The organism is Virgibacillus tibetensis, from assembly GCF_036026595.1.
In the GTDB taxonomy this organism is placed as follows: domain Bacteria; phylum Bacillota; class Bacilli; order Bacillales; family Amphibacillaceae; genus Virgibacillus_P; species Virgibacillus_P tibetensis.
Window position 1 is genome coordinate 679,205 of record NZ_JARZFX010000001.1, and the last position, 18,913, is coordinate 698,117.

At 37.3% G+C, this 18,913-nt stretch carries 16 protein-coding genes; all 16 read right to left on the reverse strand.

What is annotated here, in order from left to right; translation table 11 throughout:
• Nucleotides 1-58: 58 nt before the first annotated feature.
• Nucleotides 59-1,621 carry a ribonuclease Y gene (gene rny / locus QGM71_RS03805; protein WP_327606176.1) on the reverse strand — a complete coding sequence of 521 codons (1,563 nt, stop codon included), beginning with the start codon at nucleotides 1,619-1,621 and terminating at the stop codon, nucleotides 59-61.
• Nucleotides 1,622-1,859: 238 nt separating this feature from the next.
• A complete protein-coding gene (gene recA / locus QGM71_RS03810) occupies nucleotides 1,860-2,903 on the reverse strand; it encodes a recombinase RecA (RefSeq protein WP_327606177.1) in 1,044 nt (347 codons plus the stop codon).
• A gap of 172 nt (nucleotides 2,904-3,075) precedes the next feature.
• Nucleotides 3,076-4,323, reverse strand: a complete 1,248-nt coding sequence (locus tag QGM71_RS03815; protein ID WP_327606178.1) for a competence/damage-inducible protein A — start codon at nucleotides 4,321-4,323, stop codon at nucleotides 3,076-3,078.
• Nucleotides 4,323-4,901 (reverse strand): CDP-diacylglycerol--glycerol-3-phosphate 3-phosphatidyltransferase, encoded by a 579-nt coding sequence (gene pgsA / locus QGM71_RS03820; RefSeq protein WP_327606179.1) that lies wholly within the window; start codon nucleotides 4,899-4,901, stop codon nucleotides 4,323-4,325. Before pgsA ends, QGM71_RS03815 begins: the two co-directional genes overlap by 1 nt.
• Nucleotides 4,902-4,979: 78 nt before the next feature.
• On the reverse strand, nucleotides 4,980-5,879 hold the full coding sequence (locus tag QGM71_RS03825) for a helix-turn-helix domain-containing protein (RefSeq protein ID WP_327606180.1): 900 nt from the start codon (nucleotides 5,877-5,879) through the stop codon (nucleotides 4,980-4,982).
• A gap of 17 nt (nucleotides 5,880-5,896) precedes the next feature.
• Entirely contained in the window at nucleotides 5,897-6,688 is a 792-nt protein-coding gene (locus QGM71_RS03830) for a DUF3388 domain-containing protein (RefSeq protein WP_327606181.1), read from the reverse strand.
• A 155-nt stretch (nucleotides 6,689-6,843) separates the two neighbouring features.
• Complete coding sequence (locus QGM71_RS03835; RefSeq protein WP_327606182.1) at nucleotides 6,844-7,107, reverse strand: DUF3243 domain-containing protein; 264 nt, start codon at nucleotides 7,105-7,107, stop codon at nucleotides 6,844-6,846.
• 121 nt (nucleotides 7,108-7,228) lie between these two features.
• A complete protein-coding gene (gene ymfI, locus QGM71_RS03840) occupies nucleotides 7,229-7,945 on the reverse strand; it encodes an elongation factor P 5-aminopentanone reductase (RefSeq protein WP_327606183.1) in 717 nt (238 codons plus the stop codon).
• Between the two features lie 9 nt (nucleotides 7,946-7,954).
• Complete coding sequence (gene yfmH, locus QGM71_RS03845) at nucleotides 7,955-9,238, reverse strand: EF-P 5-aminopentanol modification-associated protein YfmH (protein ID WP_327606184.1); 1,284 nt, start codon at nucleotides 9,236-9,238, stop codon at nucleotides 7,955-7,957.
• On the reverse strand, nucleotides 9,231-10,520 hold the full coding sequence (gene yfmF, locus QGM71_RS03850) for an EF-P 5-aminopentanol modification-associated protein YfmF (protein WP_327606185.1): 1,290 nt from the start codon (nucleotides 10,518-10,520) through the stop codon (nucleotides 9,231-9,233). The genes yfmH and yfmF overlap by 8 nt, the downstream gene beginning before the upstream one ends.
• A gap of 133 nt (nucleotides 10,521-10,653) precedes the next feature.
• Nucleotides 10,654-11,613 (reverse strand): ABC transporter permease, encoded by a 960-nt coding sequence (locus QGM71_RS03855; protein ID WP_327606186.1) that lies wholly within the window; start codon nucleotides 11,611-11,613, stop codon nucleotides 10,654-10,656.
• A complete protein-coding gene (locus QGM71_RS03860) occupies nucleotides 11,614-12,660 on the reverse strand; it encodes an ABC transporter permease (RefSeq protein ID WP_327606187.1) in 1,047 nt (348 codons plus the stop codon).
• Nucleotides 12,660-14,186, reverse strand: coding sequence for an ABC transporter ATP-binding protein (locus QGM71_RS03865; protein WP_327606188.1), 1,527 nt, complete (start codon nucleotides 14,184-14,186; stop codon nucleotides 12,660-12,662). Before QGM71_RS03865 ends, QGM71_RS03860 begins: the two co-directional genes overlap by 1 nt.
• Before the next feature lie 171 nt (nucleotides 14,187-14,357).
• On the reverse strand, nucleotides 14,358-15,467 hold the full coding sequence (locus QGM71_RS03870) for a BMP family lipoprotein (RefSeq protein ID WP_327606189.1): 1,110 nt from the start codon (nucleotides 15,465-15,467) through the stop codon (nucleotides 14,358-14,360).
• A 123-nt stretch (nucleotides 15,468-15,590) separates the two neighbouring features.
• Nucleotides 15,591-16,316: a GntR family transcriptional regulator gene (locus QGM71_RS03875; protein ID WP_327606190.1), complete on the reverse strand. Its 726-nt coding sequence runs from the start codon at nucleotides 16,314-16,316 to the stop codon at nucleotides 15,591-15,593.
• A 232-nt stretch (nucleotides 16,317-16,548) separates the two neighbouring features.
• The gene (locus tag QGM71_RS03880) at nucleotides 16,549-18,813 is read right to left on the reverse strand and encodes an FtsK/SpoIIIE family DNA translocase (protein ID WP_327606191.1); all 2,265 of its coding nucleotides are present in this window, start codon (nucleotides 18,811-18,813) and stop codon (nucleotides 16,549-16,551) included.
• Nucleotides 18,814-18,913 lie beyond the last annotated feature (100 nt).

Genomic DNA, 18,913 nt, shown 5'->3' on the forward strand with positions numbered 1-18,913 from the left:
AGGATCCATCAACCTGAGGAAAGAAAGCAAAAAAATAAAAGCGGTCTTTTGACCGCTTTTATTTTGCATATTCGACTGATCTTGTTTCTCTGATTACAGTTACTTTAATATGCCCAGGATAATCCAGCTCACCCTCTATCCGTTTTCGTATATCTCTAGCTATTCGGACTGATTCGATGTCGCTGATTTCATCAGGTTTCACAATAATTCGAATCTCTCGTCCAGCTTGAATTGCAAATGATTTTTCTACACCAGTAAATGACTCAGAAATCTCTTCAAGTTTTTCCAGACGTTTGATATAGTTTTCCAATGTCTCACTTCTAGCACCAGGACGCGCAGCTGATAAAGCATCTGCTGCAGCTACTAATACAGAAATAATGGAAGTTGCTTCTTCATCTCCGTGATGGGAAGCGATAGAATTAATGACAACCTCGTGTTCTTTGTACTTCATTCCAAGTTCTTTACCGATTTCAACGTGGCTTCCTTCAACTTCATGGTCAATTGCTTTTCCAATGTCATGAAGTAAACCAGCTCTCCTTGCTAATGTTTCATCTTCCCCTAATTCAGCAGCAAGTAGACCTGCCAGGTACGCAACCTCAGTAGAATGCTTCAAAACATTTTGGCCATAGCTTGTACGATATTTTAGGCGACCAAGTATTTTAACTAGGTCTGGATGCAGACCATGTACACCAACCTCAAATGTAGTTTCTTCACCAATTTCTCGTATATACTCATCTACTTCACGTCTGGCTTTATCCACCATTTCTTCTATTCTTGCAGGATGAATTCTTCCATCTTGAACTAGTTTTTCTAACGCCATACGAGCTGTTTCTCTTCGGATTGGATCAAAACCGGATAAGATTACCGCTTCTGGTGTATCATCAATAATTAAATCAATACCGGTCAATGTTTCTAGTGTTCGTATATTACGACCTTCACGACCGATAATACGACCTTTCATCTCGTCATTTGGAAGGTTTACAACAGAAACAGTTGTTTCAGCAACGTGGTCCGCAGCACAACGTTGTAAAGCTAAGGAAAGAATATTTTTTGCTTTTTTATCTGCTTCTTCCTTCGCACGATTTTCAGCTTCTTTTATCATTAATGCTGATTCATGTGTTAGCTCTTTTTCAACCCGGTCTAAAATAATATGCTTAGCTTGGTCTGAAGTGTATCCTGAAATGCGCTCAAGCTCCGTTTGCTGCTCTTGTAATTTAGCTTCCACTTTGCTTTCCATTTCTTCAATTTGTTGTTGTTTTTCTGTTAGTGATTGTTCTTTTCTCTCTAACAAAAGTTCACGATTGTCTACTGTTTCACTTTTTCTGTCCAGATTTTCTTCTCTTTGCATCAGACGATTTTCTTGCTTCTGTACTTCTGTACGTCTTATACGCAATTCCTCTTCTGTCTGCTGACGAAGCTTATGATTTTCATCCTTCGCCTCAAGAAGTGCCTCTTTTTTAGCGGCATCTGCATTTCGATGTGCTTCATCAACTATTTGTTTTGCTAACGTTTCTGCGCTAGAAATTTTAGCTTCAGCAATAGATTTACGAATCAGATAACCAACAACAATACCGACGATTAGGCCAAGCAAAATGGAGATGATCAATATTGTAATATCCACGATTTCACCTCCTATTGCTATAAAATTGTACAATTCATTATTGTCGGCATGTACCGTTTTTCATTGCATTAATAACAATAAACCGTATAATATAAATTATAAAATTATACAGCTTTAATTTTAATTGTCTATATAGCTAATGTCAAGGAAACGTCACAAGTATTTAATGAAGGAACTCTTGAAAATCAAACAAATCCCTTACTATATATCAGTAAGGGATTTACTAAATTAGAATCTATTAAACATCCAAAGTCTCTTGACCTGACTCTTGTTTCTCTTGTTTCTCTTCTTTTTCTTCATCCAATTTATAATGTTCCCGAATAGATTCATGAATTTCTGCCATCATATTCTTATTTTCTTTTAAGAATTGTTTTGCATTTTCGCGTCCCTGTCCAATTCTCTCTTCGTTATATGAATACCATGCGCCACTCTTTAGGACGATATCAAGTTCTGAACCGATATCCAGAATTTCACCTTCTTTAGAAATTCCTTCTCCATACATGATGTCAACTTCTGCTTGTTTAAATGGAGGTGCCACTTTATTCTTAACTACTTTAATTCTTGCTCTGTTTCCAACCATTTCATTACCCTGCTTTAATGTTTCTGCGCGACGAACTTCTAACCTAACAGAAGAATAGAATTTAAGCGCACGTCCACCAGGCGTCGTTTCCGGATTACCGAACATTACACCGATTTTTTCACGAACTTGGTTAATAAAAATAGCTGTAGAATTTGATTTGTGTATTGCACCAGATAGCTTTCTTAATGCTTGAGACATTAAGCGAGCTTGAAGACCCATGTGAGAGTCACCCATCTCACCTTCAATTTCTGCTTTTGGAACTAATGCAGCAACTGAATCCACAACAACAACGTCCACCGCACCACTACGTACAAGTGCTTCACAAATCTCTAAAGCTTGCTCACCTGTATCAGGCTGCGATAAAAGCAACTCTTCAACATTCACACCTAAAGCACGTGCATAGATAGGGTCAAGAGCATGCTCAGCGTCAATAAACGCTGCAGTTCCACCTTTTCGTTGTGCTTCCGCAATTGCATGCAGCGCTACTGTTGTTTTACCAGATGATTCGGGACCATAAATTTCAATAACACGGCCTCTTGGATAACCACCTATTCCTAATGCTACATCCAATGCTAATGATCCGCTGGGAATGATATCTATCTTTTGCATCTCATTTTCCCCTAGTTTCATTATCGAACCTTTTCCAAATTGTTTTTCTATTTGTTTTAAAGCCATATCTAAAGCCTGTTTTTTATTACTCAACGAGACTACCTCCTTAATTAACTATTTTCATCATACATTGTTTTTTCGAATTTGCCAAGCGAAAAACGAATAAATGTTCTGCTTTTTTCGCCTGCTTTCTATCATGAAAAATAGATTTTGAGCACTTAAAAACTATCTATAATACGATTTTGCACACAAAGCATCTATAATTTTACGATTTCAAGTATTTTAAAAGAAGTTCAAAACCTTTTAAAGCAGCCTTATCTCTTATTGAATTACGATCTCCTTGAAATGTAAATCTATTTACTTGCTTATAACCAGCTTCCGTACAAATAGCAATATAAACTGTACCTACCGGTTGATCACTAGCACTAGTTGGTCCTGCTTCACCTGTAAAGCTTATCCCAATAGAAGAATCCAGCTTATCGTTTATTGCTGCAGCCAGCTCAACAGCACATGCTTCGCTAACTGGCCCTTTATTTTCAATGGTTTCACGTGTTACTCCTACTATATTTTGTTTCACTTTGTTATCATAACAAACGATTCCGCCTCGGCACACTTGAGAAGCGCCTTCTACAGAAATTAACTTATCTGTAAACTTACCACCAGTAATACTTTCAGCGGCTGCTATTTTTCTATTCTGCTCTTTTAGCAAGGTAACCACTTGTTGCTCCATTGTTTGATCATCCGAACCATAAAAATAACTACCTACTCTGTCAAGAATTTGTTTTTTGGTATGATTGAGTAATTCGTCTACTTTATAACTGGAATCTTCTTTAGCTGTTAATCGAATGACTACTCCGTCATCCTGGGCTAAAGGCGCAATAGTAGGGTTGCTTTGCGCATTAATTAGAGCACGTAATTCATGCTCCAATTTGGATTCGCCTATCCCTGCAAATTTTAATACAGTAGATTTAATAATTCCTGCATGTCCAGTTACTCTTTTTAAATAAGGAAATACTTCATCCGTTGCCAGCTGCTTCATCTCTTTAGGTACTCCTGGCAGAAAAACCCACGTTTTTTGTTTGTGGGTTATGATCATCCCAGGTGCCATTCCAACTTTATTTTCCAGCACCTGAGCACCTTCAAAAACACGCGCTTGTTTTTTGTTGTTTGGCGTCATTATTGTTTTTTGTTTTTCAAAATAGGATCTGATTTTCATCATTGCAGGGGTGTGCTCTATTATTTTCAGATTCGCTATTTTTTGAAAAGCTTCACGAGTCAGGTCGTCATCTGTCGGTCCAAGGCCCCCTGTGACGATAATGATATCCGAACGATCTTGTGCTTGTTTAAAAGTATCTTCTACACGCTTCAAATTGTCACCTACAACAGCATGATTATAAACATTAATACCATGTAAAGCCAAGTGTTGTGATAACCATTGTGCATTCGTATTAGCAATCTGACCTAATAAAAGTTCTGTACCAACAGCAATGATTTCTGCTTTGAACTGCTTCATTACTTAGAATCCCTCATTACATGCCAGTTTTTAACGAAGTAATCATAACCTGAAATTATGGTGAAGATTAATGCTGCATATAACATGATCATTCCAAATGGAAAGCCTATAAATGAAAAGGGAAAATTATGTAGTAACAAGACTGAGATAGCAATCATTTGTGTAGCCGTTTTTAATTTTCCCATACTTCCCGCAGCAAGAACAATCCCTTCCCCTGCTGCGACCAGGCGAAGACCCGTTACTGCAAGTTCCCTGCTAATAATAACAATAACTATCCAAGCAGGAGCAATACCCATTTCCACCAATAAAATTAACGCCGCGGATACAAGCAGTTTGTCGGCCAGCGGATCTAAAAATTTCCCTAAATTGGTAACAAGATCATATTTCCTGGCATAATAACCATCAACCCAATCTGTTGCTGCAGCTATAATAAACAATAACGCAGCAGCAAAGTGGGAAACAGGAAGAGAGGTTTCTCCAATATTCCATTCTCCCCAATTAAAAGGCACGCTTAATAAAATAATAAATATAGGTATTAAAAAGATCCGAGATAATGTAATTTTATTTGGTATGTTCATTGACATTTCCTCCTGCATTCAGTATAAGGTATAAAACCCCTCCATAAAAGGTTACAGGAAGGGTTAATAGCAAAATTATTATTCAGTTTCCTTGTTTATATTTATCCAGAACTTCTGTGTAACATTTTCATTTGGATCAATTGGGTAATCTAATTCCACACCATTAATTGTAACAACAGTAACCGACGCATTTCCAATATTAAGATAGATTCTACCCTCGTCAGAGACATCAAATTCTTCCGGCGATGCAGCTTCTGTAAGCATGTTGTAATAATAGCGTTGGTCTTCACCCTGGATTTCCACCCAGCTGTCCCCAGTAGCCTCCAACGTAACAGTCACATCATCCCCAGCATTGTTTAAGTCAAAAGTTGTCGTAGCACCATCTGTTTCATCTTCATTAAGAGTGAGCTCTGGTTCTGATTGACCACCCTCTTCTTCAGCTGACTCTTCAGTCTCTGTTTCATCCGTATTATCTGTACCTTCATCATTTTCTTCATTTTCCGCATCCCCGTTATCTTCCGGGTTGTTAATAATGACCTCATTATCATTGTTATCATCTTGTGTATTAGTACCATTATCGGACATCGTTTGCTGAATAAAAAACCATGCTGCAAAAATGATACCTATAATCAGTAATACAACGATTATAGTAGGTATCAGTGAAAAGATTGCTGAACTTTTTTCTGGATTCCCTTCTCTCCTCGTACGTTGTATACGGGTGTATTCTACTTCAGATTCATTTTCAGTGTTTGGTACATCTTCTTTATATTCTTCCAGTAATTCGTTTGAATCCAATCCTACAGCATTCGCATACTCTTTAATAAACGCTCTGGCATAAAACTTACCGGGTAGGATATGGAAATTACCTTCCTCAATGGCGGTTAAATATCTTTTCTGAATTTTTGTTGTTTCCTGCAGCGTATCTAAAGATATGCCCTTTGCTTCTCTAGCTTCTTTTAACCTTGCTCCAATCTCCATAAATAACACCATCCAATTTAAAAATCAAACATAGAAAAGCCATTTTCCTGACTAAATTGCTGTTTCTCAACCGGTTCATATGTAATCTCTTCATCTTCGTGACTGCGCAGTTCGATAATATAATCAAAATCATCCATATTATACTCTGTCGCTTGCACAAATATATCCGGATGTTCAACAACTTTAATTGATGGCAACTGCATAATTTCACGTATTAATTGCCAATGTTTTTCATTTGCACGTCTTTTAGAAACTACGCCATCAATAATATAAATATTATCATTATTGTATTCTCCTTCAATTAGCTGGCTTCGTACAGTTTGTTTAAGCAACGTACTGGATACAAATAACCACCGCTTATTTGCACAAACACTTGCCGCGACCACTGATTCAGTCTTTCCTACGCGTGGCATCCCACGGACTCCAATCAGCTTATGTCCCTCTTGTTTGTACAGCTCTGCCATGAAATCTACCAGTAATCCTAACTCATCTCGAACAAACCGAATTGTTTTACGATCATCTGCATCTCTGTGAATGTATTTACCGTGTCGTACAGCCAACTTATCTCGAAGTTTAGGTTTACGTAACTTAGTTATCTTTATAGTGTCCATTGTTTGTAAAATAGATTTTAATCGTGTGACGTTTTCGTCGTATTTAGAAAGAAGTAACATACCTCTTCTTTGGTTCTCTACACCATTAATTGTAATAATATTAATTGATAACATTCCTAATAAAGAAGAAATATCCCCTAATAGTCCAGGACGGTTATATTGAATTTCATATTCAAGGTACCATTCTGTTTTTTCCATAATAAGCTCCTTTATCTTTACTTAATGTTAACCAATATGCTTGATAAATGCAATCTATCTCTATAATAAATGATTTTGACGCTAGTGAAAAGAGATTATCTTCAATATATAAAAAAGAAGCTGTATTTTAGGAATACAGCTTCTTTGCTTTTTTATTACTGATTAGCATTTCCTTCATTTTGAACGAGTTTTACCATCGTGTTAGCAATTGCCTGCTGTTCATCTTCAGAAGCAGCACCCCATAACTCTCTTAGTACAGCTTCTTCGTTATTCTTAGCATCAACACTTTGTGCTAGGTAGTCCCCTACTTCATGGGCAACATTTTGAATTGTTTCTTGATCCATACCTTGCTGCTGCGCTTGTTGCAGTCTATTAGCTAAAAAACCTTTCCATGTTTCAAAGTTGTCCAGAACTGACATAGTTTTGCCTCCTTCATTTTTTTCATGTATAGTATTTGTTTTCCCGTCGCATTTATACATGATCGAGTAGACAATCTAAAAATACAGTCCCTTTCTTGCAATAAATAAGAAAGTTGCCGTACTACCAGCCACCAGTCATATTAATTATTTCACCTTGAATGTAATTTGATTTACTTTCCAGCAAAAAATAAACTGCATGGGCAACTTCACTCGGTTTACCAGATCGCTTCATAGGAATCTCATTAAGAATAGCTTGTTTATCTTGTTCCTCTAAATGATTGTTCATTTTCGTATCCATATATCCCGGACTTACCGCATTTACAGAAATCCCAGAGGGTGCTACCTCTTTCGCCAATGCTTTTACAAAGCTATTTTGGGCTCCCTTAACGGAAGAATAGATTACTTCATTGCTTGCACCCTGTTCTCCCCATATTGAGGTTATAAACACAATATTACCTGACTGCTGTCTTATCATTCGTGATAATAAATATTTAGTGATCATCCAGGGTGCCTTCACATGTAATCCCAGCATATCATTCATCATTTGTTCCGTGGTATCTTGGAATAATCCAAAATGTGCCGAACCACTTGCAAATACAATATGGTCAACTGGTAAAGTCAGTTGTAATAATAACTTCTTCGTTTCAGCTTCACTACTTAAATCAGCTTGGTGTACTGTTAAGATACATTCTTTATCCACTGTCTCCCTGAATGCAGTTATTGCTTCTTTATTTTTATTATAATGAAGTATTAGATGATATCCCGCCTCGGCCAGGCGCTTAGCTATAGCGATACCTATATCCCCACTTGCACCTATGATCAATACATTTTTCCCCATAATTACTCCCTACTCAGCAGTTATTGTGCAAACAGCTATACGTTCTTCTTGAATCCAGTTTTTTATGAAATCATTGGCATCTTCACGTGTTAGTGCTTGAATTGCTGGAATGATTTCAAATAAGTCAATATCCAGCATATGATAGTGTGTGTACTTATTTGCAATAAACTCCAGTGAATTCATAGCCCGCAGCAATTGTCCAATCTTTTTCTTTTTTATGCGTTCAAAGTCATCCTTAGTTAGTCCAGAGCTGGCAGTGGAAAGCAGTAATTCTTTCACCTTGGATGCATAGCGTTCAGGATGATCCGTATTGCTGCCAATCAGCGTGTAACCAAAGTTTTTTTCCAGGTTGGTTTCATAGTAGAAACTCCCATCAATCAATTTTTCATTATATAACTCCAGATAGAAGTCCCCACCTTTTGAGAAGTAATGACCCATGACCATATCCTGCAGCAGGTCTTTCTTTAAAAACTCTTCTTTTGTTAGTTCGCTGGTTGATTCTTTTATTCCTATGGTACATTTAGGTACCGAAACCGGCATGACAATCTTACTGTTTTTCTCAGCTACTTCCGCTGGTTCTTCATGTATTTTTCGTTCAATAGCATTCATCTTCTTAAACTCTTTGGAGTCCTGATTAGTTTTTATCAGCTTAATCATACTTTCCGGATCGAAATTGCCCGCAATAAACAATGTCATATTTTCCGGGTGATAAAACGTGTTATAGCATGTATATAAATCGTCTTTCGTAATCGCATTAATCGAATCGACCGTCCCCGCTATATCTATGTTTACAGTGTGATTTTTGAACATACCTTTGATGGTGCCCATAAATGACTGCCAATCAGGCTGATCATCATACATCTTAATCTCCTGTGCAATAATTCCTTTTTCCTTTTCAACTGATTCCTCAGAAAAGTAAGGGTCCTGAACAAAATTTATTAATGTCTCCACATTTTCCTCTATATTTGTTGTTGCTGCAAATAAGTAAGCAGTCTTTGTGAAAGATGTGTAAGCGTTGGGAGAGGCACCCTGCTTTCCGAAATCAGCAAAAACATCGCGGTCTTCTTTCTCGAATAACTTATGCTCTAAAAAATGAGCTATTCCTTCTGGAACAGTAATTTCCTCATTTCCATCAATAGGCACAAAAGTCAAATCCATCGAACCATAGTCTGTTGAGAATACGCCATAGGTTTTTGCCATTTCTGGTTTTGGTAATAGAAAGACTGTTAAGCCATTATTTAGCTTTTCTGTATATATCGTCTCCGCTATGTTCTGGTATGTCTGTTTATTCATTGGATGATCCTCCCTCACTCGTAAGTAAATAAAGTGTATCTTCCTCTATTTTTCCAGCAACCTTAACTACATCGTCTTTTCTCACTTTTTTTATGTTTTCAATTAACTGCTCAGGTGTAATTTCTTTGTTACCTAATACCTGCTGATATAGAAGCTCAATTAATCCTTGAGGATGATCCATTGTTTCTAATAATTGGTTTACAATTAATTCTTTTGTTTCATTTACGTCTGTATCGGAAAAGTCTCCATCCTTCATGGCCGTCAATTGCAATCTGATAATATCACGAGCCTTCTCAAAGTCATCAGGCGCAATACCACTAAAAACTAATAGTAATCCTTTCTGACTCTCTATTCGGGAGGATGCGTAATAAGCAAGGCTGTTTTTTTCTCTAACATTTACAAATAGCTTAGAACTTGGAAATCCACCGAATATTCCATTGAATACTTGCAATGCAAAATAATCCTCATCACTAAACGTTGTATGTGTTCGATATCCTATATGAAGCTTCGCTTGTTGAATTTCCTGCTTTTCAATTACCTCGTTTTCTTTTTCTATATGTTTGTGTTCCATATTGTTTCGCTCGTTATTTACAATTGCACTGTCCCGCTTCATAGATCTAGTTAGCTTATCTTTTAATTCATGTTCGTCAAAATCACCAAGCACATAAATGTCTAACTGATCTTCTGTAAGCATGGTTTTATAATAGGCATATAAATCAGCAGCAGACAATTCGTCTAAGTCCTCTTCGTAGCCATGAACATGCAGTTGATATGCTTCACCTTCACACATTTCATCAATAAGCCGCATGTTTGCAAAGCTCATTTTATCATCTTTTATAGAACTTATTTTTTGCCTTAATGTGTCTTTTTCCCGTTCAACGATAGATTTCTCAAATGCCTCTCCGGTAGAGTTGGGCTGAAATAAAATTTCACTAAACAGCTCAATTGCTTCATCGATTATGGATGTTTCTTTCGGGATAAATTTTTCATTGGCTACTTCTAACCGAATGGTAATTAAATGGTTTTCCCCTTTTTTCGAACCATCAACAGATAGAACTGCACCATATAATTCGTCTAATTTAAGTTGAAATTCCTTTCTGCTTGGGTAACTTTTTGTTCCCTGCTTTAATATATATGGGAGTAAAGCCCTGTGTGTAATTGTTTCCCGTGTCAGGGGTGCCTTTATCTTTGCAACAATATTGATCGTCTTATATTTCTTGCTTTTAATAAGATGGAGATTCAATCCCTTTTCATGTATCACTTTTTCCTCAACCTTCTTCATTAAATATCCTCCAGTACTAAGTATTAATAGTTATTCCATTCATATTCTGTACATATTTACCATTTGTAATCCATTATAGATCAAAAAAAACTGACTTGCTACGTTTTCGTAACAAGTCAGTATATATTTGCATTTATCTGCTACCTTTAATATATGGTACACCATTTGCTTTAGGAGCTTCTGCGCGGCCGATGAAGCCAGCTAAAGCAAGTATGGTTAATACATATGGAGCAATTAATAAAAATACCTGTGGTACATCAGCAAGAAGCGGAATGCCACCACCTATAACACTTAAGCTCTGTGCAAAACCAAAGAATAACGCAGCTCCCATAGCACCTAAAGGATGCCATTTTCCAAATATGACTGCTGCTAAAGCCATAAAGCCCTGGCCAACAATCGTCGCATGCGAGAAGTTCATAGCAATGGTAAGTGCAAATACGGAACCACCCAAGCCACCCATTGCTCCCGAGATAATAACTGCTATATAACGCATTCTATATACATTAATTCCATTTGTATCTGCTGCCATAGGGTGCTCTCCAACTGCTCGCAGACGAAGCCCAAATGGGGTTTTATAAAGCACGTACCATGCTACAAATGCCAAGATGATTGCAAGGTAGGAAGTTAAATAGATATTTTGGAAAAATATCCTCCCAATAACAGGTATGTCTGACAGAAAGCGAATATCTGTTGTGTAGAATGGTTGTGTAACCATATCTGTTTGTCCTTTTCCATACCATTGTTTTGTCAGGAAAACACCTAATCCAAGTGCCAAAAAGTTAATTGCTACCCCACTTACTACCTGATCAGCTCGAAATGATACGGCAGCTATTGCATGAATTATAGCGAATATAGCTGAGACAAGCATAGCAACCAGAATGGACACCCATGGAGTCCATATGCCAAATACGTCAGAAAATGTAAGGTTAAATACAATACCGACAAATGCCCCCATGACCATAAGCCCTTCTAAACCAATGTTTACAACTCCAGATCGCTCACTGAATACTCCGCCTAACGCTGTAAAGATTAAAGGTGCCGAAAAGAAAAGGGCTGGTGGAATAATCGATTGTAACAGATCAATAAATCCCATTTATTTCTCCTCCTTTTTAAAGCGAAGTATTGTCCAACGAATGATATAACTCGATGCAACGGAGAATATAATTAGTGCAATTATAATATCTACTAACTCATTTGGTACACCAGCTTCGGTAGGCATATTTAATGCCCCTACTTTTAAAGTCCCAAAGAGAAATGCTGCAAGAACAACACCAATAGCTGTATTTGCACCTAGAAGCGCAACAGCAATACCATCAAAACCTAAATTAGTGAAGCCAGAGCTCACAGACATGCCACCATATGTTCCTAATCCTTCCATGGAGCCTGCAAGTCCTGCAAATACGCCGGAAATAACCATGGCTAAAATGATATTCCTTTTAACATTCATACCCGCGTATTTAGAAGCATGCCTATTGAATCCTACTGATTTTAGTTCGTACCCAACTGTAGTACGCTCTATAATGAACCACATAATTACTGCTGCGAATAAAGCTATAAAAATACCATAATGAAGACGTGAGAAATAAGTTAAACCTTGCATCCAATCTGACGATAAAGAAGCGGTAGCTGCAATCTTTTCAGTTTTATCCTTGCTGTCAGACAAAACTCCTCTAATAATTGCGTTTGCACTATACAAAGCTACGTAGTTTAGCATAATAGTTACAATAACTTCATGTACACCCAATCTTGCTTTTAAAATACCCGGAATGAATCCCCAGATTGCACCAGCTAATCCTGCAACTATTATTGCTAATGGCAAATGAATATACATTGGTGTATCTACCGTAATTCCAATCCATACAGCTGCCAGCCAACCCACAATTACTTGACCTTCTGCTCCAATATTGAACAAACCAGCACGAAAAGCAAACGCTACCGCAAGACCTGTTAGTATATATGGAGTTACCTGGCGCATCGTCTCACCAAAGAAATATAAATCACCAAAAGCCCCTTCCCAGAGAGCTGCATACCCATCTATGGGATTATAACCAAAAACAAGCATAATAATTGCCCCAGCAAATAGTCCAATAAAGACAGAGATCAGTGGAACCAGTATATTAAACATCTTATTTGAAGTCATTACTCTCCACCTGCCTTTTCTTTCTTGCTACCAGCCATTAATAAACCTAATTCCTTTTCATCCGTATCTTCAGGTTTGATATCAGCAACAATCTTACCGTCAAAAATAACAGCAATTCGATCACTGATATCCAAAATTTCATCTAATTCAAAAGAAATCAGCAATACTGCCTTGCCACTATCACGCTCTTCTATTAATTTGTTGTGAATAAATTCGATAGCACCAACATCTAATCCCCTTGTTGGTTGTGCAGCAATTAATAGATCCGGAGAGCGGTCAACTTCCCTTGCTATAATGGCTTTTTGTTGATTTCCACCAGAAAGCGATCGTGCTTTTGTCAGAACACCTGGTGTCCTGACGTCATATTCATCAATCAATTTAGACGCTTTTTGATAGATCTCTTTATAATTAAGCACCTTATTTTTCGATTGTGGTTTTTGATAATACGTTTGTAGGACCATATTTTCACCTATCGGGAAATCTAAAACCAAACCAAATTTATGTCTGTCCTGCGGAATATGACCTACACCGCTTTCTGTAACTTTACGAGGTGCAAGATTTGTAATATTTTTATCATTTAATTTGATGGTGCCGGAATCCGTTTTCGTTAAGCCCGTGATAGCTTCAATTAATTCAGATTGTCCATTCCCATCTATCCCTGCAATACCAAGAATCTCACCAGCACGCAAATCGAGATTTAAACCTTTTACCATATCTACCTTTCTTGTATCTTTTACAACGAGATTTTCTATTTTAAGAACTGTGTGCTTCGGTTCCGCCGGTGTTTTCTCTGTATTAAAGTTTACGTCTCTTCCTACCATTAAGGAGGCTAATTCCGTTACTGTAGTTTCTGATATTTCTACCGTACCAATGCCCTTTCCTTTGCGGATGACTGTGCAGCGGTCACATGCCTTCATAATTTCTTTCAATTTATGCGTTATAAGAATAATAGATTTTCCTTCTGCAATTAACGAGTTCATAATTTCCATAAGCTCGTTGATTTCCTGTGGAGTTAATACTGCAGTTGGTTCATCTAATATTAATACTTCCGCACCCCTATACAACGTTTTCAAAATCTCAACGCGTTGTTGCATGCCTACAGAAATATCACTGATTTTAGCACTAGCATCTACTCGAAGTCCATATTTATCAGATAATTCCTGAACTTCTTTTTCTGCCTTTTTAATATCAATTCTTCCTTTTTTGGTAGGTTCACTACCGAGAATGATATTTTGTGTTACTGTAAATGGTTCCACTAGCATAAAGTGCTGGTGAACCATCCCGATACCCAAGTCATTTGCAGCATTTGGATCCGTTATGTTTACTTTATCACCTTTAACACGTATTTCTCCTTTTTCTGGCTGATATAAGCCGAAAAGAACATTCATCAATGTAGATTTTCCAGCACCGTTTTCACCTAATAACGCATGTATTTCCCCTTTTTTCACTTGAATTGTTATATTATCATTTGCAACAATTCCAGGAAATTCCTTGCGTATGTTTAACATTTCAATTACATAATCCATATCTATAGACACTCCTTTAATAAAAAGATGACTGTATGTTTCCTGATGTTATGAAAAATCGCCAAATGAAGAGGGCCGGAAATAAAGAGACTCTTCAGTTGGAGATTTTTCTGCTTCTAGTTTATAAGAATGAAAAAGGCTGGCCACACCAGCCTTTTCATCATTCTTTATTTATAGTGAATCTACAAATGCATCTAATTCTTCATGTGTTTTAGGTACATCTATATCTCCATTAATAATTCTTTCTTTCCAATCATTAACAGTGGACAGGATCTCTTCAGTTAGTGCATCTTCATTTGTAGTTGCAATTGAAACACCATCATCCGTTAATCCAAATTCAACTATCTCTCCACCAGGAAACTCTCCATTCAGTCCCATATTACTTACTTCCTGCACAGATGTGTCAACACGCTTAACCATGGAAGTTAGTGTTACATTATTATCGCCAATTTGACCTTCATCATGTTGGTCACGGTCAACGCCCACTACCCATACTTCACGGTCAGGATCGTTTTGCTTGATGTCTTTTGCTTGAGCAAATACTCCATTACCGGCGGCTCCAGCAGCATGATAAATAATATCTGCGCCATCATTATACATACGAGTTGCAATTAGTTTTCCATCTGCGGCTGAACTAAAGTTACCTACGTATTGAGTATCTACTACAATAGCAGGGTTTACTGATTTAGCACCTGCAATAAATCCGGATTCGAATTTGTTGATTAGATCTGAATCAACGCCACCGACAAATCCTAATCTCTCAGTTTTTGACTTCATAGCTGCAGCTACACCAGCTAAGAAAGACCCTTCATGTTCAGCGAATGTAATGCTAGCTACGTTTGGTACATCTACAACAGTATCTACGATAGCAAAATCTTTATCAGGATTTTGTTCTGCTATTTGAGTAATTGCATCTTCCAATAAGAAACCGATTCCAAAAACCAGGTCATAATCATTACGTACAAGTCTAGTCATGTTTGGTAAATAGTCTGATTCATCATCAGATTGAGCATAGTCAAATCCATCTGCTTTAGAAAGATCATGTTCTTCTCCCCAAGCTTGTAACCCTTCCCATGCTGATTGGTTGAATGACTTATCATCCACTCCACCTTCATCTGTAACCATAGCTACAGTGTACCCTGATTCTTCCCCTTCACTTGCTGCATTATCATCTGTTTCTCCATTGTCATCAGTATCATCTGAACCACCGCCACAGGCTGCTAAGACAATTCCAAGTGTTAGTAATAAAGCAAATAATAAAATAAATTTACGATTTTTCAATCTAAATACCCCCTATTTTGAAATATAATAAAACGACTTCATTTATGGCTTACGACTTGTCTGCCAACTACCTGCGATCACCTCCCAAAAGTGGAAAATAACAATAAAGTTTCATGGGAACCCTTACATTCGTTTCCTTAAAACATGAAAACTGAAGACCTCGGAACGAAAGTAATTGGCTGAATAGAGAACAGCTTCATCCTCAATGGTGTAATGCATTTGTTTCAGCAACAATAACGACTGTTCTGGATCGCAATTTAGAATATCATAAATTCGATCATGGTATCCAATAGGTTCAATATAGGTTACAGCATAAGCAATGCGCTTATTCGCATGCGCTTCCATTAATTTAAATAATGAATCTTCTTTGTGAACTCGATCCAAAGGAATTAAATCCATAGGTGCTTTATCAATACAAAATACTACGGGAACATTGTCAGCTGTCCGAACGCGTTCAATTTTTACTAATTTATGTACCTTTGCAGGGGCGAATCTTTTTACTTCTTCGTCTGTCGGCTCAATAAATTCTGTAGTTAAATAGTTTGAACCTGCCTTTTTTCCTGATTGTTCAATCATTGAGGTCACGCTGCTCAGCTGCTCAATCCCGGAAGAAAAGATGGGTTTAGGGGTCACAAATGTGCCTACTCCATGCCTTCTGGTTACAACATTATCTTCCTCTAAAATCCGCAGTGCCTCTCTTAAAGTAGCACGTGAAACTCCAAGTAGCTTGGACAATTCAAATTCAGAAGGCAGCTTTTGCTTCTCTTTATATTTACCGTTTTCAATATCTCGCTTAATTTCATCTATAACCTGTAAATATAAATGCCTTGCATCTATTTTAATAGACATGAAGAGTCCCCCTTTTACCTATATAAATATATTTCCACGCAAGAGATCTGACCTCTGACGTATGACACTTTAGGTCATCACAAATATACCATCTTTTTTAAAATAAATAAATAGATATAGGACAATTTCCTCAAAAACACTTCCAGATTAGTACATAATTAGACAAAATTTAAATACAAATAAAAGCAAAAGACAGTATATCCTAATAAGTATATACTGTCTTTCTTATAAATTAAGAAGTTCTTTCTTCGGTAGGCAGAGTAACTAGTACTGTTCTTGGTTTACTTCCCTCGTATGGCCCCACAATACCGCGATCTTCCATCGCATCGATTAATCGGGCTGCACGCGTATATCCTATCCGAAACCTTCGTTGCAGCATCGAAACACTTGCACTCTGCATTTCGGTGATTAGTTGTACAGCGTCATTATATAGTTCATCATCCACTTCTTCATTTATTTCATTCGTATCTTCAGGTATCATTTCTTCTTGATAGGAAGCTTTTTGCTGTTCAATACAGTGGTCAACAACCCGTTCTACTTCTTCATCCGTTAAAAAAGCCCCTTGTACACGTGTTGGCTTAGAAGAACCTACAGGAAGGAAAAGCATGTCACCACGTCCCAGTAACTTCTCAGCACCACCAGAATCTAAAATTGTTCTTGAATCTATTTGGGATGAAACGCTGAAAGCTATTCTGGAAGGTATATTTGCTTTTATAACCCCTGTTATTACATCAACTGAAGGGCGCTGTGTAGCTATAATTAGATGAATTCCGGCTGCACGCGCCATTTGTGCCAATCTAGTAATAGCATCTTCAACATCATTGGATGCGACCATCATTAAATCAGCTAACTCATCTACGATAACAACAATATATGGCAGATTAGGCTGTGCTTCTTCTGTGGTCTGATTATATTTTCGAATATATTCATTATACCCTTCAATATTACGTGTACCTGTATCTGAAAATAGTTCATATCTTCTTTCCATTTCAGAAACAACTTTTTTTAATGCCCTTGATGCTTTCTTAGGGTCAGTTACAACAGGTGCGAGCAAATGTGGTATGCCATTATATACATTTAATTCGACCTTCTTTGGATCAATCATCATCATCTTTACTTCATGAGGTTTTGTACGCATTAAGATAGTTGTTATTATTCCATTTACACACACACTCTTACCGCTACCCGTTGCGCCTGCAATAAGTAAATGTGGCATCTTATTAAGCTCGGCAACAATTGCATCCCCTGAAATGTCTCTGCCCAGGGCAAATAATAGTTTAGAAGATGGTCTATTCATCGTGTTATCCAATACTTCACGTAATGATACCATGGCAGTTTCCTGATTTGGAACTTCAATACCCACAGCAGATTTACCTGGAATTGGTGCTTCTATACGAATGTCTTTTGCAGCTAATGCTAGAGCCAAATCATCATGCAAACTGACTATTTTACTAACTTTAACACCAGCTTCCGGGTACACTTCATACTTCGTAACCGCTGGTCCGACATGTACTTTGGTAACCCTGGCTTTCACACCAAAACTATTAAAAGTTTTTTCCAGTTTTTTCACGGTTGCTTGAATCTGTGACTTTTCATGTTGCTGTGAATTATGGGCCGGTTCTTCTAATAGATCAGGAGAAGGCAACACATATTCATAGTTCTCAGTTTCTATCATAGGCATTGTATTTATCGAGTCACTTTCTTCTTCCGAATCAGAGGAGGGAGTAGTAACAAGTGCTTCTTCCTCAGGCTTACCGGTTGATGAATAGGCAATATCGGTAAAGTCTTGGATAACAGGCTCTTCATGCGCAGGCTCTTTGTCACTAGATTCACTCAGCTGATGATCTACTTCTACCCTATTGTTGGCTTTTTCAATTCTAGCTCTCTTCCATCGCGTAATAAGCTTATTAATAGAATTGGCTGTTCTTTTGCCAATCTTGGAAAACACATCCCCTAAAGAGAGTTCTGTCATAAATACAAATCCTATCATAATAGAAAAGACTGCAACAATCTTTGCACCTACTAAGGAAAATAAATAATAACAAAAAGTAAAAATAAGTGCTCCGATCATTCCACCGCCCAGTTGAACAGCCGTTGCTTGTCCATCTAGGTAAAAAAAGAAGTTATCCCATGTAGCTCCAATGATGGATATATCAGAGGAAACCAGGAAGCGCTCAAATGTTTGAATATGTGTCAATAGTAGCACACCAACAAATGCAATATAGAAACCGACTATCTTTCTATTTAAAAAATCTGGATAACGTCTTTTAACTAATAGAATGAGACCAGTAATAAGTAGAAACAAAGAAGCAGTAAAATACCATATTCCTAAGAAAAAGCGAAATATATGTTCTAATCCACCCGGTATTGCACCATCACTAATAGCACTGGCTCCACTACCAAATATAGCCAGAAATATAAATAATAAGCCTAATAATTCAAACTTAAGCTGTTTTTTTAGTTTATTTTTGCTTTTTTTCCTTCTTTTTTTTGCCATTTTTTCCACCTCGATTGTATTGCCAAGTATACATGAATAGTAAACCCCTGCCGTTAAAAAGGCAAGGGTTTCCAATTCAATACAGTTGAACTTATTATAT

Bases quoted from the DNA above. Each gene is read 5' to 3' on its own strand.
- QGM71_RS03835 (WP_327606182.1), bottom strand. From the start codon at position 7,107: ATGTCAGTTCTGGACAACTTTGAAACATGGAAAGGTTTTTTAGCTAAT.
- ymfI (WP_327606183.1), bottom strand. From the start codon at position 7,945: ATGGGGAAAAATGTATTGATCATAGGTGCAAGTGGGGATATAGGTATC.
- yfmH (WP_327606184.1), bottom strand. From the start codon at position 9,238: ATGAATAAACAGACATACCAGAACATAGCGGAGACGATATATACAGAA.
- QGM71_RS03830 (WP_327606181.1), bottom strand. From the start codon at position 6,688: ATGGAAAAAACAGAATGGTACCTTGAATATGAAATTCAATATAACCGT.
- QGM71_RS03855 (WP_327606186.1), bottom strand. From the start codon at position 11,613: ATGGGATTTATTGATCTGTTACAATCGATTATTCCACCAGCCCTTTTC.
- QGM71_RS03860 (WP_327606187.1), bottom strand. From the start codon at position 12,660: ATGACTTCAAATAAGATGTTTAATATACTGGTTCCACTGATCTCTGTC.
- QGM71_RS03880 (WP_327606191.1), bottom strand. From the start codon at position 18,813: ATGGCAAAAAAAAGAAGGAAAAAAAGCAAAAATAAACTAAAAAAACAG.
- yfmF (WP_327606185.1), bottom strand. From the start codon at position 10,520: ATGAAGAAGGTTGAGGAAAAAGTGATACATGAAAAGGGATTGAATCTC.
- QGM71_RS03865 (WP_327606188.1), bottom strand. From the start codon at position 14,186: ATGGATTATGTAATTGAAATGTTAAACATACGCAAGGAATTTCCTGGA.
- QGM71_RS03825 (WP_327606180.1), bottom strand. From the start codon at position 5,879: ATGGAGATTGGAGCAAGGTTAAAAGAAGCTAGAGAAGCAAAGGGCATA.
- pgsA (WP_327606179.1), bottom strand. From the start codon at position 4,901: ATGAACATACCAAATAAAATTACATTATCTCGGATCTTTTTAATACCT.
- QGM71_RS03815 (WP_327606178.1), bottom strand. From the start codon at position 4,323: ATGAAGCAGTTCAAAGCAGAAATCATTGCTGTTGGTACAGAACTTTTA.
- QGM71_RS03875 (WP_327606190.1), bottom strand. From the start codon at position 16,316: ATGTCTATTAAAATAGATGCAAGGCATTTATATTTACAGGTTATAGAT.